This is a genomic window from Treponema sp. (genome assembly GCF_045657965.1).
GTDB lineage: Bacteria > Spirochaetota > Spirochaetia > Treponematales > Treponemataceae > Treponema_D.
Window position 1 is genome coordinate 1 of sequence record NZ_JAZOUG010000219.1, and the last position, 15,254, is coordinate 15,254.

Below are 15,254 nucleotides of genomic sequence, written 5' to 3' on the forward strand. Positions count from 1 at the left end.
AAAGACGGAAATCTTATCGGTCTTGTTGTAACTGCAGCTCTCGGATGGTTTCTGCTTGTCTGTGTAATTTCACTGCAGTGGTTTATACCGCTTTACTTTTTGCAGGAAAATAATAATTTTCAGAAATGCCTTAAAAAGTCATTTATTATTTTTTATGACAATGTCGGTTTTTCAATTGAAATCTTCCTTTACAACATAATACTTTTTGTTTTTTCATGTGTTACTTTCATGATTTTACCGGGACTGAACGGAATCCTGCTTTCTTCAACAAATGCACTTCGTCTTCGTCTGTACAAATATGACTGGATTGAAAAAATGTCAGAAACAGATCCGGATTTTGCAAACAACCGTGATAAACGCAATGAAGTTCCATGGGATGAACTTATTGCCGGTGATATCGAAACTTTAGGACCTAGAAAGCTGGGTTCCTTTATCTTCCCGTGGCGGTAATTGCTAAGATTTTGTTTTCCCGTTAAACTTAAAACATTCTATAAATTTCAGGAGAAACAAAATGAAAAAACTTCTTTCTGCTGCCGCTGCTATTCTGGCATCGGCTTGTATTCTTACCGGCTGTAATGAAAAAGACGGCAAAATCAAAATCGGTATCATTCAGTACGTAGAACATCCGGCTCTTGATAAAAGCTATAAGGGCTTTGTTGATGGTCTTGCTGAAGCCGGCTATATTGACGGTCAGAATATCTCAATTGATTATCAGAATGCACAAAATGAACCGTCAAACTGTGTAACAATCGGTAATAAATTCGTAAACGACAAAGATGATTTAATTCTTGCTATTGCAACTCCAGCTGCTCAGGCTGTTGCAAACCTTACAAAAGACATTCCTATTCTTGTAACTGCTGTTACTGACCCGGAATCAGCAAAACTTGTAAAATCAAACGCAAAGCCGGAAACAAATGTTTCAGGAACATCAGATCTTACACCTGTTGCTGAACAGATTAAACTTCTTAAAAAAATCGTTCCAAATGCAAAAACTGTCGGACTTCTTTACTGTTCTGCAGAAGCAAATTCTATCTTCCAGCTTGGGCTTGCAAAAGCTGCCTGTGATGCAAACGGACTTCAGTATATCGAAAGCTCTGTTTCTGCATCAAATGAAATTCAGCAGGTAACACAGAGCCTTGTCGGTAAAGTAGATGCATTATATGTTCCAACAGACAATATGTTTGCTGCAGGAATCGCAAATGTTGCAATGGTAGCAACTGCTGCAAAACTTCCTGTAATCTGTGGTGAAGAAGGCATGGTTTCTTCAGGCGGTCTTGCAACTTATGGAATTAATTACTATGAACTTGGAAAGCAGACAGCTGTTCAGGCTGTAGCAATTCTCCGCGATGGAAAAAAGCCTGCTGATATGCCGATTGAATATCTTGAAAAGTGCGACCTTTCTGTTAACAAAGAAACAGCCGCTGCAATCGGAATTGAAATTCCAGCTGATTTGTAATTTTTACTAAAAAAACGGGCTGTCCTGGAAGTAATTAAAACTTCGTAAACAGGGCAGCCTTTTTTTTGTCCTATTCAGAATATCTGATTCTTGAAACAAGTTCTGCACACAGCTTTTCTTTCTGTTCTTTTGTTAAGAAAATTTCACTGCTTAAACCTGCAAGTGGAGCTGATGTCGAAGCAATCCAGAACCTGGCATCATCTGCCTGCCTGTCAGGAATACGGCTTTGTTTTAAAACCGGAGCAATTCCTGTAGAGCGGCTTAGTAATTCCTGATTTTCAACTGTGATTAACTGTGATACAAGTTGTGCTGCCGTTTTTGATTTTGAAACCGGAACGGCATAAATTGTCTTTCCTGTAAAATTTCTTGCAGTTGTTTTTTTTGCTGATGGAAAATGAAATGTCGTGAATCTTGAAATTGCGTTCTGTGAAAAATCCCTGTGATTTTCGAGTGACATGAACAGAACTTTTCCCATTTTTGCCTGTGCTAAAGAATCAACATCATTTTTTGTAAATGAAAATGTTCCCGGATGAAGATAACCCAGTTTGTACCAGGAAGAAAGCATTTTAACAGAAGTTATGAGAGGTGAATCCGGATTATCACAAAGAAGTGCTGCAGTTTTTACGGCATCAAAATTTTTACCGCCAGCTTTAAGGATTGAAACAGCCTGATTGTAAGAATCAACCCCTTCAAGTGATTCTGCCATAGCTCCTAAAGTATCTAACAGAATATCATTGTCTTTACCTGCAAAAAATACAGGGTAATCAGTTTTCTTTTTCTGATTCTTTATGAAGCTTTCTATTGCGTGCCATGTTAATTCCTCTGCAAGATTCGAGTCTTTAATTGCGTTTGTTTCTATATCAATTTCAAAATGACTTGAAAGAACCGGCAGAGCTTTTATTTTTTTTGAATCGCTGTCTGTTTTTACAGCCCCGCGCATTGATAAAGTCATATCGGCTGTCAAATCCGGTGAAATTTCTGCCTTTGCTGGTGCAGATTTTACAGCTGCTTCTACTCCATATCCTGAAGTTGTAAGAATAAGGTGCGGTTTTTTAGCTTTTATCTGTGATTCTAAATCTTTTGAAGAATCGTATGTTTCATATTCAAAATCAATTTTCTGATCTGCAGAAATTTTACCCAGCACTGTCTGAAGACCTTTTACCCGTCCTTCATCGATTCCGTAAAAAGCGATTGTCTGTTTTCCTGACGCACTGCAGGCAAAAGACAATAAAGCCAGAATAATAGATAAAGCTGAAAGAAGAAGATTAAATTTCCTTTTAGATTTTTTTAACATGATGAAGCCTCTTAAAAACATTTTTAATTGTCTTATTATCTAAAAAAAAATATCAGATTTCAAGTGATGATTTTGTGAATTAACGGGTGCAAACTTCCGACAATTAAGATATGCGCATTTTATTTTCAATTTGTTTGTTAATTTCATTAAGTTCTTGTATTGCCACAGCTCAGACTGACGATAATTCAATTTATAAACTTCCGGATACTGTTTACGATAAAGATTCCAGTTCATCAAATTTTATGCTGGCAGGAAGTGAAAAAGGACTCTACAAAATAAATGCAAACAGGACAGCAATTCCACTCTGGCAGGGCGGAAAAGTTTCTAAAATTATCCGTACAGAAGAGCGGACTGACTCAGTTATTCAGACAAGATGGTATTTCCTCACAAATCAGGGAATTGTATCTTCAACTGATTTGTCAAATTTTGAATTCCGGAATGAAGGTCTGCCTTTTCTTACCATTAAACAGTATGACGGTACAAACACCAGCTTTTTAAAACAATGCGCACAGTTAAAAGATTTATCAATTCATCCTACAAACAGTTCGATTTTAGTTACTGCCACAAAAGATGCCGTCTTTATTACTTATAACGGCGGCATTTCATGGAAATCTCTCGGCTCTTCTGCTTCTACGGCAGGGATTAAAGCCGTTGCCGTTTGTGATATGAACCGCACCGGAACTGAAAAAACAGGAACGGATTTAGTTGTCTTTATGTCACATCCGATTTACGGCTTTTCTTATTACATGCCTCTTGCAAAAAAGCCTGCATGGAAAGACTGTAACGGCGGTTTTGATAACATGAAATCAATTTCTTATCCGGATGAAATTTCAGATATTCTGCCGGTTGTTTTTTCTGATGAAAACGGTTCACCTGTTACAGAAGTTTTTGTTTCACAGTCATATTTGCCGCGTATTTACAGATTTGACTGGGTTAAAGACCGTGGAGAGCTTTTATATTCAGGTTCTGAGCCTGTTGAAACAATCGACTCCCTTTTCTGGAACGGTTCCAGTCTGCTTTATACAAAAAACGGCGAAGTTGCTGCATATAATCCTGCTACAAAGGCAGCCGGTTCTCTTCCAAATGAATATTTAAAATGGCAGGGGTGTTTTTCTCTTCTTGCACGCGATGATACGCTTTATTCAGTCTGGCTTCCTTCAGAATCAGAAAAAGGAAACGGCATCTCACTGAATGAACTCTGGCTTCTTTATCCGGACGATGTAAATAATAAATATGCTTCAAAAGCGCTTGATAGAAAAGCAATATATGTTTCACCTCACAAGCTGATAACAAAAGCAGGTGTAGAAAAATATAAAAAAACGATTCTCGATAACAAACTTAATGCCATTGTCATCGATATGAAAGATGATTTCGGTGCCCTTCATTATGAACCGACTGATCCGCTTGTAAAACAGAAAGGATATATTTCCCGGTATAAAATTGATCTGGATACATTCGTTCCGGCGATGAAAGAAAATGGAATTTATCTTGTTGCCCGTATTGTTACCTTTAAAGATGAAAGTCTTGCTAAATACGGAAACAGTAAGTATGCAGTCTGGGATAGAACTTTAAATAAAGCCTGGAAAGGAATTCAGGGTTATGAAAAAGTTAAAGATGAAAACGGAAATGAAACAGGCGCTGTAAAAACAAATTATTATGATGAAGTCTGGGTTGATCCTTATTGTCCTGAAGTGTGGGAATATGCTGTTCATATTGCACAGGATTTGATTTCCCAGGGCTTTGATGAAATTCAGTTTGATTATATCCGCTTTCCTACCGACGGAAAAAACATGTCAAATGCACAGTTCCGCTGGCGCAGTGAAGGCATGGACCGGGAAAGTGCTTTAGTTTCCTTTTTACGATATGCCCGTGCAAATATTGATGCTCCGATTGGAATCGACATTTACGGGGCAAACGGGTGGTACCGCTCAGGAGCAAGAACCGGTCAGGATGTTGAACTTCTGGCTGAATATGTTGATGTTGTCTGTCCGATGTTCTATCCGAGCCATTTTGAAAATTCATTCCTTAATTACGCTCCTGTAACAGAGCGTCCTTACCGCGTCTATTACTATGGAACATACAGAAATACAGTAATTGGCCGTAACAAGTTGATTATCCGCCCGTGGGTTCAGGCATTTTATCTGAATGTGCCTTATGACAGAGTTTACTATAATGAAAACTATGTAAGGCAGCAGATTTATGGGGTACGTGACAGTGTGAACCGCGGTTATATGTACTGGAATCAGTCCGGCCGTTATGATGATATTTCTCCTGATGTGGGTGATAAAAAATACCCCGGACCTTCTTATGAAGCTGATTCAAAGTACAGAAAGCCTGCTTTAAGCGGCGGTTCCAGAACGGTAAACACGCCGATGAATGATGAACAGAACCGTTCTTCTTCCGGTGATACAACTGCTTGGGATACAATTCGCGAGCAGGAAAACCGCGATAAAGATAAGTCAGGCTTTCCAAAATTAAGTGATATTTCAAAACTCTGGCAGGCATACAGCGAATCATGACAAATTTAAAATATACGCCCGAAGAACCAATCGCCGCCATTGCGACTGCTCTGGCTCCTGCAGCCCTTGGAATTGTGCGCTGCTCCGGAAAAAACTGTATCGAACTTTTTTCAAAAATTTTCTCCCGGCCGAAGGCACTGCTTGAAGCTGAGGGAAATACAATCGTTTACGGTTGGATAACAGGAATTGATGAAGTATTGGTTTCTGTGTTCCGTTCTCCGAAATCATTTACCGGCGAAGATATGATTGAAATTTCCTGCCACGGCGGGGTTCATGTTGTTCAGAGCATTTACAATCTTCTCCTTGAAAACGGATTTCGTGCTGCAGAAAAGGGAGAATTTACTTTCCGTGCTTACATCAATGGAAAGGCCGACTTAACAAAGGCAGAAGCTGTCCGAGAAATTATCGATTCAAAGACAGATGAAAGTCAGAATCGTGCACTCGGCCGGCTTGCCGGAAATCTTTATGAAACAATTGACGGCGTAAAAAAACATATAATTGATACCCTGGCAGCAATCGAAGTTGAAATTGAATATCCAGAAGACGAAGAAACAATTGCAGATTCTTTTGATTCTTCAGAACTCAAAAAAGCAGAAGAAATTCTGGAGCAGCTTGCTCTTTCCTGGAAAAGCGAAAAAATCTATCAGGACGGGGCGCGGGTTGTTCTTTGCGGCAAAACAAATGCAGGAAAATCTTCGCTGTTTAATGCGCTTTTAAAAGAAGACCGTGCAATCGTCAGTGATATTGAAGGAACAACCCGTGATTTTATCGAAAGCTGGATAGATTTTTCAGGAATTCCTGCCCGTCTTTTTGATACGGCTGGCCTGCGTGAAACAGAAGATGTAATCGAAGCAGTTGGAGTTGAACGTACCCGTGATTTAAGTGAAGAAGCCGACCTGATTCTGTATCTGGTTGATTCAAAAGCGGGACTTACGGAAGATGATAAAGATTTTATCAAATCGCACACCGGCGGAAAAATTCCTTTGATTTTAGTCTGGAACAAGTGCGATACTGCCGGAAAAACTGATTCAGAAGTATTTTTAGTCCCTCAGGTAAATATTTCTGCAAAAAAAGGGACAGGTCTTGGTGAACTAAGTTTTCTTGTAAAAAAAATCCTTTCAGTTTCAGAAAAATCAGAACGGAGCGGCACAGGGCTTGGCTCAGAAAGGCAGAAGGTGAGTGTAGAAAAAGCTCTTGAAAGTGTAAGACATGCACTTTCACTTACAGAAGATTATGCTCTTGATGCCGTTGTTCAGGACCTTGAGGACAGTCTGGATGCTCTTGGTGAAGTGACCGGCGATGTTACTCCGGAAGATGTTCTGGATTCAATTTTCAGTCATTTCTGTGTCGGAAAATAATCTCTAAAATATCAAATTATATAATATTTTTGAGAGCGTTTTTCTAAAAAAAATTGATTACAACAGGCAAAGTTAAAAACTAGAGTTGCGAAACCGGGTTTTGTCTGCTAAAATATTACAGTTAAAGAGAGGTTTGCAATAGTGTCTTTAAATAAAAAATTAAGCGTTTTTGCTGCTATTGTTCTCGGTTTTTCGTGTACATTCACGGTCTTTGCACAGGCAAACGAGACAATTAGTGCTGTTTACAAACAGATTGATGAAGCTGTAGCTGCAAAAAATTCTGAAGCTATTTCGTCAATTTTAAAACAAAACCGGCAGTCTCAGTATTATCCTATGATTGAGGCCTATACCCTTAAAAAAACAAGGCTTCTTATCATTTCAGATGAACTTGAAGTTGCTCGCCAGACTTCACTGGCTGTTATCGACAACAATCTTGAAAATTTCGATGCTGTAGAACTTTATTCTTATATTGATAAAGCAATACTTAATCAGCAGGCTGCAAATCAGGCTTTGGAAAACCGCAAACGGCTTGAAGCTGAACGTATTGCTGCCCTTAACGCAAAATCTAAGGCAAAACTTGAAAGCCGCGGTAACTATCAGATTGTAAATACTGCTTCAGGTCAGGAAGTTTATGTAAATGAACAGCAGGCTTCTTTCTCTTCAAAAATCTGGACTGTAAAACTTGGTCTGGCAGATGTTGTTTATCAGAAAGTTACAGATCCTGATTATTCAAGCCTTAAATATGGTCTTGCTTTTGGTGCTACAATTTTCCGTCCTTCTGAAAGATTTGTTATTGGTGCAGATATTTTTGCTGATGCAAATATCGTCACTTTAATGTCAGAAGGCGGGGATGAAGAAGCTATAGCACAAAAAAAGAAGGATAATAAAGATTTTGATAAACCTCAGGAATTCTTTTTTTCTGTCCGGCTTGTACCGGAACTGGCATTTGCTGACATCAGCAAAAATCTGTTTTTCCGTGCTGGTGTTGCAGCTCATGCTCTGGCTTCAAATGACCAGCAGATTACAAATTCTACAAAAACTTTCATTTCACCTGTTTTAGGTCTTGCACTTGATAATATTTCTTTAGGCGAATCACAGTTCAGACTTTTTGCTGATTATGATTTGGGACACTTATTTAAAGATGATATTAAATTTGCTGCAGAATTCGGAACATCGCTTCTCCTTCCTGTAGCTGTTAATGACAAAACAAAATTCGGAGTTGAAATTGGCTTCCAGGATCTTCTTCTCATGAAAGATGAAGGTATGGAGAATCGAGCAAAATTCACATTTGCAATTGGAGTTGGCAATGTTACAAAATAAAAAAAGTTTATTAGTTGTTCTTTTTTGTTTTTTGGCTGCGACATTTGTTTTTGCACAGTCAACATCAGATTTAACCAAGCGTTATCTTCAAAAGGCTGATGATCAGTACACAAACATGCAGTATGAAGAAGCTTTTAAAACTATTAACGCCTGTCTTCGTTTTTCACAGAATGCAGATGAAGTTCCAGGAAATGTTTATCTTCTCGCAACTCAAATCTACACAAAGCTGCTTGATAAAATGACTAAAACAAAAGATTTTACTCTTTTTGATGATGTGATGATGAATCTTCAGACATATCCTGCACTTAATGAAGCTCAGGTTCAAAAATATGTAAAAAAGATTCAGACCATGCAGTCAGACATGAAAGAAGCTGCCCGTGATGCAAAAAATCAGGAAATGCTTGAAAAGGTCTCAGCAAATCAGCAGGCAAGTCAGGAAGAAATCCTTAAATCTATCAATGAAAGCAATGAAAACATGGTTAATTCTATTTCTGACAAAATGAATCAGTCTAATACTAATTTGATTCAGGGTGTCACAAACTCAATGAATACAACCATCGACAAAATGGACAAGCGTTCTAATAAAACCCTCTGGATTATTGCAATTGGTGCCGGTGTTATCTTTGTTATCGTTTTCCTGCTTGTATTCCTTGGAATTCGTGCTTCTGCCAGAGCTTCTGCTTTACATTCAGAACAGCTTGATTCAACACTTAAACTTATTGCCGGTATGCAGCAGACAAACAACCAGCTTCTGCTTGGCGGAGTTACTGATTTAAACGGTATGGGACTTAAATCTGCCGGAAGTTCACGCTGGGGTGTAGATGCACTTCCTGCTCCAGAAATGAGTGATGATGAAAAGGCAGAACTTAAACAGCTTGTAATTGACTGCGAAAAGCTTGGCTCAGAAATTGATGCTGTTACAAAACGAAAGAACAATTCTAAAAACGTTTCAGAACTTGTTTACAAACTTGCAATGCAGCTTGGCCTGAATCAGAATTCTTCAATGGTTTATTTTGCTGCTGCAATGGTTTACGATGCAGGTTTCCTTGCTGTTCCTGAAGAACTTCTCGAAGCAGAAAGCCTTTCTGATGAACAGCGTGAACAGCTTCGTGATCATGTTAAACAGTATGAACAGTATCTTGGATTTGTCCCGCGTAAATACTGGCAGATTTTTGAAGAAGCTGCTAAATATCATCATGAAAATATGGACGGAAGCGGTTATGAAGGCCTTGAAGGCGAAAATATTCCTCAGATTGCACGTCTTATTCATGTTGCAGAAAGTTACAACTCGCTTATCAGCCGCCGTAACTATAAGCAGATTATGGATAAAGAAACAGCAATCGAAGAACTGCTTTCTAAACCTGAACTCTACGATGTTGATGTTGTAAAAGTTCTGGATGCAATTCTGTAATTAAAATTTTCAGATATGAACGATAAGATACCTGCGGTTTTGCAGGTATCTTTTTTTTTATTCAGTATATTGTTATAATTAAAAAATATTTTTGAGGTGGGAATATGTGTGGAATAGTAGGATATGTTGGTTCTAAACAGGCAACCCCTGTTCTTATAAATGGTCTTAAAAAACTTGAATACCGCGGTTATGATTCAGCAGGAATTGCAGTTCTTTCTGAGTCCAGCGATGAAATCTTAGTACGAAAATCAAAAGGAGCACTTAAGTTTCTTGAAGAAAAAATTGCTGACGAAGTAATTAAAGGCTCTGTCGGAATCGGTCATACCCGCTGGGCAACTCACGGCGAGCCGAGCGACTTAAACTCTCACCCGCACACAAATGTTTCCGGCACAATTGCTGTCGTTCATAACGGCATTATCGAAAACTATGCAAAGCTTAAAGCGTGGCTTCAGGATCAGGGCGTAGTTTTTAAAAGCCAGACCGACACTGAAGTAATTGCGCATTTAATCAATTATTTTTACGAAAAAACAGGCGAAATATTTAAGGCAGTTCTTGAAACTCTGCACCGCCTTGAAGGAAGTTATGCTCTTGGTGTTGTCTGTACAAAATATCCTGACCGCCTGATTGCTGCACGAAAAGAAAGTCCTCTTATTGTTGGGGTAGGTGACGGCGAAAACTTTATTGCTTCTGATGTTCCGCCCGTCCTTGAATACACACGCGAAGTTTACTATCTCGAACAGAATGAACTTGCCGTTCTTTACAATGACCACGTAGATTTATTCGATTCAGAGGGAAATAAAGTCGTCAGAAAGCCTTCTCATGTTGACTGGGATTTATCAAGTGCCGAAAAGGGTGGTTATGCTCACTTTATGCTTAAAGAAATCCACGAGCAGGCAAAAGCATTCACTGATACTCTCCGTCCGCGACTTGTTTATGAAGGAACGGAACCTTCTGACATTCAGTTTGACGAAATTGATTTTAATTCAGACTGGAAGGAAGCCGGCCGCATCGTAATTACTGCCTGCGGTACTGCTTATCATGCAGGCGTTGTCGGAAAATATGCCTTCGAAAAATTTGCACGTATTCCGGTTTCTGTTGATGTTGCTTCTGAATTCCGCTACAGAAATCCGATTCTTAACAAAAACGACATCTTTATCGTAATTTCTCAGTCCGGAGAAACAGCCGACACCCTTGCAGCCCTTCGCCTTGCAAAACAGACGGGAGCAAAAGTCATTGCAATCACAAACTGTGTAGGTTCAACTGTAAGCCGTGAAGCTGACGAAGTAATTTATACATGGGCAGGTCCTGAAATTGCAGTAGCTTCAACAAAGGCTTACACAACTCAGCTTATGTGCCTTTACCTTCTTGCTGTAAAACTCGGAAAGGAAAGGGGAACTCTTTCTTCAGATGAATACAAAAATCTTATTTCTGAAATTGCTTTAATTCCAGAAAAAGCACAGCAGATTGTAGAAAATCAGACAGAAATTCAGAAATTCGCTTCAAAACAGTTCAATAAATCAAAGATTTTCTACATCGGCCGACAGTTTGATTCAGCCTCTTCTCTGGAAAGCGCATTAAAACTTAAAGAAGTAAGCTACATGCACTGCGAAGCTTTTGCTGCAGGCGAGCTCAAACACGGACCGATTGCACTTGTTGATTCAGACACACTTGTTGTAGCAATTGCAACCGATCCTGAACTTTACGAAAAACTTGCTTCAAACATTGTCGAAGTAAAAAGCCGCGGGGCAGTTACAATGGCAATTACTTTAGACAAAACAGGAGCTTTCAACAGCTGCTGCAACGAAGTTATTACAATCCCGGAAACTAATCCGGCTTTAGCTTCAATGCTTTCAATTATTCCGGCCCAGCTTTTTGCTTATTACTGTTCAATTCTGCGCGGAAACGACCCTGATAAACCGCGGAACCTTGCAAAGAGCGTAACTGTTGAGTAGGAGAAAATATGCGTATTCTTTGTCTTGGTGACAGCATTATGCAGTACAACGATTTTTCTGCCTTTCCTCAGACCGGCTGGGTGCAGGAATTGGCACGCTTTTTCCCGGAAACAACAGAATGGCTTAATTTTGCCCGTAACGGCCGCAGTACAAAGTCATTTATAGACGAAGGAAGATTTGCACGCGTTATGAAAGAAGCTGAAGAGGGTGATTTTGCTTTAATTCAGTTTGCACATAATGACGAAAAGTCTGCTGATCCTGCTCGATACACCAGCGCAGAAAAAGGCTGTGCTTTCCGTAAAAACCTTTCTTTTTTTGTGCGAGAACTTCGCTCAAAAGGAGTAAAACCAGTTCTTTTAACCCCAATGGCACGGCGCATGTTCGAAAACGGAAAAATAAAAAACAGCCACGGGCAGTACCCGCAGGCTATAATCGAAACTGCGGCGGAAGAAAATGTTCCGTGCATAGACATGACAGCTCTTACTATGAACCTGCTTTCAGCTGAAGGAGAAGAAAAATCACGCCGTTTTTACATGAACTTTGATTCCGCTCTTTATGAAAACTTTCCTGAAGGCCGCAGTGATAACAGTCATTTACGGCCTGAAGGGGCACATGCTTTTTCAAGACTTGCAGCTGCAGAAATCAAAAAAATTGCAGAAAAGTTTCCTGAGTACAAAGAATTGTCTGATTTCTGCATGAGTAACTGCGGCGGCCGGTTCCTTGAAGTCAGCGGAGAAAATTCAGAAATCGACGACGAATTTACAGTTTTTCAAAAATAAATTTAAATCTTTGTAAGTTCAAGAAGTTTTTCGTACAGCTCTTTTGCAGCTTCATTTTTAGAAATTTTACCGTTAGTGTATTCAAGAACAAGGTTTGCAAAAGTGCTGTTAAGATCCTTGTTTTCCATAATCGGGAGCATAGGGTTTATGTTTCCTCTGTTGAATCTGATTTTCATGAGAGAAGTATACTGAAGTTCTTCGAGTGCCTGACCTTTCATTAAAGCTGTAAGGCTTTTGTTGCTGGCAGGAACACCTTTATCACATTTCTGAAGAAGAGCCATTTCTGAATTATTAAGCAGAAAGTTTATGAGTTCGGCAGCCTGTTCTGGATTTTTGGAATCTTTTTTGAGTGCATACATTGAGACAGGTTTCAAATACCAGCCTGTTTCACTAGCACCGTTTGCAGTAATAAAATTACCGAGAACTCCTTTGCCGCCAATTGATTCAAATGTTTTTGCAAGAGTTCCCGCTTCGTTACACCATGCCACAGCGCCTGCAATTTTTTTGTTCGAAAGTGATTTTGACGTAAAATTCTGAATCTCCGGGGATAAAACATGTTCTTTTATGAGTTGTTTTGAAAAATCAAGAATTTCTGCAGTTTCTGATTCTGTTATATTAAGATGATGATTGTCGGCAAAGACTTTTTTTGAGTGAGCCTGCTCAAACCATGCTACTGCAAGAAGAAAACTGTGCTTTGCATTTGCTCCAAGAAGGTATTGGTTCTGAGGTTTGAGAATTTCTGCATATTTAAATAAAGTATCCCAGGTAGACGGAATCTGAAATGAATTTTTATCGAGTACAGATTTGTTAAAAATCGGAATTATGGTATTGAAAGCTATTGGTACAGCATTCAGTTTTCCGTTAATTGTGCCGTATTCTAAGTCTGTAAGGGTATAATTGTGAAATTCGATTATGTCTTTAAACTCGTTGAGATCATAAAAACCGTTCCCGTCTGGAGAATATTTTGAAAGCCAGTCAAAATTAATCTGCATTACATCTGTGGACGAGCCGTCATAAAAGCTTTTTTCGAAAGCCTCTTCATAACCCTTCCAGACTGCATATTTTGGAGTTACTTTAATTTCTGGTCTGATTTTTTGAAATTCTTCGATGCCTTTGAGAGTATATTCATGCCGCGGTTCGTTTCCCCACCAGGAAAAACTTATTTCAGCAGTATCTGAACCTGATTTTGCCGTGCAGGAGGTAAGCAGAAGGGGAGTGCCAATAAAAAGAAGTGGAATAATTTTATTTTTCAGCTTTAATTTCATCTTTCATCTCCAGAAAAAGTTCTACAACTTCAGGATCAAAGTGCTGACCTGCTTCATTTTTTATGAGCTCAAAGGCATCATCATAAGGCATCGGCTTTTTATAGCAGCGTTCTGAAACCAGAGCATCAAAAACATCAGCAACAGCCATGATTCTTGCGCACAGTGGAATTTCTGTTCCTTTTTTGCCTGTCGGATAGCCTTTGCCGTTCCATTTTTCGTGATGGAAATATGCAATGTCGGCAGCAATATCAACGTACTCAATATCTTCAACACCGCCTAAAATTTCGTAGACAATTTTACTGCCTGCAGCAGCATGTGTTTTCATAATTTCAAATTCGTCGTCAGTAAGCTTACCCGGTTTGTTAAGAATTGTATCTGAAATTACGATTTTACCGATATCATGCATTGGAGCTGCCCGTGTTACAAAATCAATGTAGCGGTCTGTAAGAGCTTCCGGCCATTTATTGTGTTTTTTAGCCTGCAGAAGAATGAGATTTACAAGGTGGCTTGTGCGTTTGACATGCTGACCTGTTTCTCCGCTTCTGCTTTCAACTAAATCTGCAATACCCATGACAGTGTTGTTCTGAATTTCTGATATGCGGATTTCATTTACATCTGATTTAAATTTTAAGAATTGATTGTCAGATTCAAGACTTGTTAGAGCCCTGTGACTGTGAAGAATACTTACAATGATTGAAAAAATCATAAGGATAAAGGATGCAAAACATATGATTCGGGTTTTAATGAGATAAGCCGTAAGTTCTGCCTTTGAATCGGCAATGTAATTTTTTGACAGGGCAGAAAGTTCGTCAATACTGGCATTTACTCTGTCCATCAGAGGAATAATGTAGGAATCGGTAAAATTTTGAATGGCTTCGTAACTTTCGTTTCCTTTCATTGAAAGAAGAGCTGCGTTATAGTTGAGATAATTCAGGACGTCATCATTAACACTTCTGAAAAGAGCATACCGTTCAGTTTTTTCTGGAATTGTATACATCAGTTCTCCGTGGTGTATGATTTGACTACGGATTTCAAGCTCAGTTTTTGTCAGTTTTTCTTTTGTTTCAGCTTCTGCAGCTTTATCTGAATAAAGTTCTGAAACCATATCGTATTCGTATTTGTACAGGAGACTGCGGATCTGTTCGACATCTTCTTCGACTTCAAAAACCTGCTCGACCAGAACATTAAACATTGAAGTCTGAATGTCAAGGCAGTATCGCAGATACAAAATTACAGAAAGTCCAACCAGTTCGGAAAGTATTATAACAAATAGTGTATATGCAGAAATTCGCTTCCTCATGCTTAATATTATATCACGCTTTTTCTAAATTGCATGTTTTTAGTTATGTGTAAGCTGATTTGCAGATTGGACCATACAGCGCTTCGCTCGTTTGGCCTATTGGAAGTTTATTTAAGTGTAATTTCTCACTTCGTTACGAAATTACTGGGCCATCTTGGATTTGAACCAAGGACCAAAGGATTATGAGTCCTCTGCTCTAACCGCTGAGCTAATCTCCCAAATAAAAGTGATATCATTCTAGCGTATTTTTGAAATTTACGTCAAGCTAGTTATCATCATAAAACTACAGAATATGCTTTTTTAGAATAAGAGGTTCAAATGAAACAAGAAATTGTGCAGACGAGGGAAAGCGACGTAGAAAGGGCCGCGGAATCCCTTTGCTCAAAATTGAAGAAACCGCTTTCTTCCTATGCAATCGTGATATTCTTCGCGGGTTCAAAGTATGATTTTCCAAGACTCTCGGAGATTTTGCACGAGAAATTTCCGAAGGCGGAGGTGATTGGGGCGACGACCGCAGGCGAAATAACACAGGACGGATTTACGAAGGATACTGTTGTCCTGAATGCTTTGGACACGAGCGGCGGCTACACCCAGTGCAAG

The 15,254-nt window shown here is 39.2% G+C and carries 11 protein-coding genes, 1 tRNA gene and 1 pseudogene; 9 read left to right on the forward strand and 4 right to left on the reverse strand.

The window, feature by feature from the left end; genetic code table 11:
• Positions 1 to 450 (forward strand): annotated as a pseudogene (locus ACKI5B_RS08050) (hypothetical protein); the annotation flags it as partial.
• Between the two features lie 61 nt (positions 451 to 511).
• Positions 512 to 1,456, forward strand: coding sequence for an ABC transporter substrate binding protein (locus ACKI5B_RS08055; protein ID WP_407427576.1), 945 nt, complete (start codon positions 512 to 514; stop codon positions 1,454 to 1,456).
• Positions 1,457 to 1,526: 70 nt separating this feature from the next.
• Here ACKI5B_RS08055 and ACKI5B_RS08060 read toward each other — a convergent pair whose 3' ends face one another.
• Complete coding sequence (locus ACKI5B_RS08060; protein WP_407427578.1) at positions 1,527 to 2,750, reverse strand: hypothetical protein; 1,224 nt, start codon at positions 2,748 to 2,750, stop codon at positions 1,527 to 1,529.
• 110 nt (positions 2,751 to 2,860) lie between these two features.
• Here ACKI5B_RS08060 and ACKI5B_RS08065 point away from each other — a divergent pair, with 110 nt between their 5' ends.
• From ACKI5B_RS08065 to ACKI5B_RS08090, 6 genes are all read left to right on the forward strand, one after another.
• Entirely contained in the window at positions 2,861 to 5,269 is a 2,409-nt protein-coding gene (locus tag ACKI5B_RS08065) for a putative glycoside hydrolase (protein WP_407427580.1), read from the forward strand.
• Positions 5,266 to 6,627: a tRNA uridine-5-carboxymethylaminomethyl(34) synthesis GTPase MnmE gene (mnmE, locus tag ACKI5B_RS08070; RefSeq protein ID WP_407427582.1), complete on the forward strand. Its 1,362-nt coding sequence runs from the start codon at positions 5,266 to 5,268 to the stop codon at positions 6,625 to 6,627. The genes ACKI5B_RS08065 and mnmE overlap by 4 nt, the downstream gene beginning before the upstream one ends.
• A gap of 141 nt (positions 6,628 to 6,768) precedes the next feature.
• A complete protein-coding gene (locus tag ACKI5B_RS08075) occupies positions 6,769 to 7,947 on the forward strand; it encodes a hypothetical protein (RefSeq protein WP_407427584.1) in 1,179 nt (392 codons plus the stop codon).
• 31 nt (positions 7,948 to 7,978) lie between these two features.
• Complete coding sequence (locus tag ACKI5B_RS08080) at positions 7,979 to 9,358, forward strand: HD-GYP domain-containing protein (protein WP_407427586.1); 1,380 nt, start codon at positions 7,979 to 7,981, stop codon at positions 9,356 to 9,358.
• Positions 9,359 to 9,462: 104 nt separating this feature from the next.
• Entirely contained in the window at positions 9,463 to 11,310 is a 1,848-nt protein-coding gene (glmS, locus tag ACKI5B_RS08085; RefSeq protein WP_407427588.1) for a glutamine--fructose-6-phosphate transaminase (isomerizing), read from the forward strand.
• Positions 11,311 to 11,318: 8 nt separating this feature from the next.
• Positions 11,319 to 12,089, forward strand: a complete 771-nt coding sequence (locus ACKI5B_RS08090; RefSeq protein WP_407427590.1) for a rhamnogalacturonan acetylesterase — start codon at positions 11,319 to 11,321, stop codon at positions 12,087 to 12,089.
• 2 nt (positions 12,090 to 12,091) lie between these two features.
• Here the strand turns inward: ACKI5B_RS08090 and ACKI5B_RS08095 are convergent, their stop codons facing one another.
• From ACKI5B_RS08095 to ACKI5B_RS08105, 3 genes are all read right to left on the reverse strand, one after another.
• Positions 12,092 to 13,354, reverse strand: coding sequence for an ABC transporter substrate-binding protein (locus ACKI5B_RS08095; RefSeq protein ID WP_407427592.1), 1,263 nt, complete (start codon positions 13,352 to 13,354; stop codon positions 12,092 to 12,094).
• Entirely contained in the window at positions 13,332 to 14,654 is a 1,323-nt protein-coding gene (locus tag ACKI5B_RS08100) for an HD-GYP domain-containing protein (protein ID WP_407427594.1), read from the reverse strand. Before ACKI5B_RS08100 ends, ACKI5B_RS08095 begins: the two co-directional genes overlap by 23 nt.
• A gap of 145 nt (positions 14,655 to 14,799) precedes the next feature.
• Positions 14,800 to 14,872 (reverse strand) — tRNA-Ile (locus ACKI5B_RS08105).
• A 100-nt stretch (positions 14,873 to 14,972) separates the two neighbouring features.
• Between ACKI5B_RS08105 and ACKI5B_RS08110 the strand changes: the two genes are divergently transcribed.
• On the forward strand, positions 14,973 to 15,254 hold a 282-nt coding region (locus tag ACKI5B_RS08110), incomplete at its 3' end, for an FIST N-terminal domain-containing protein (RefSeq protein WP_407427596.1).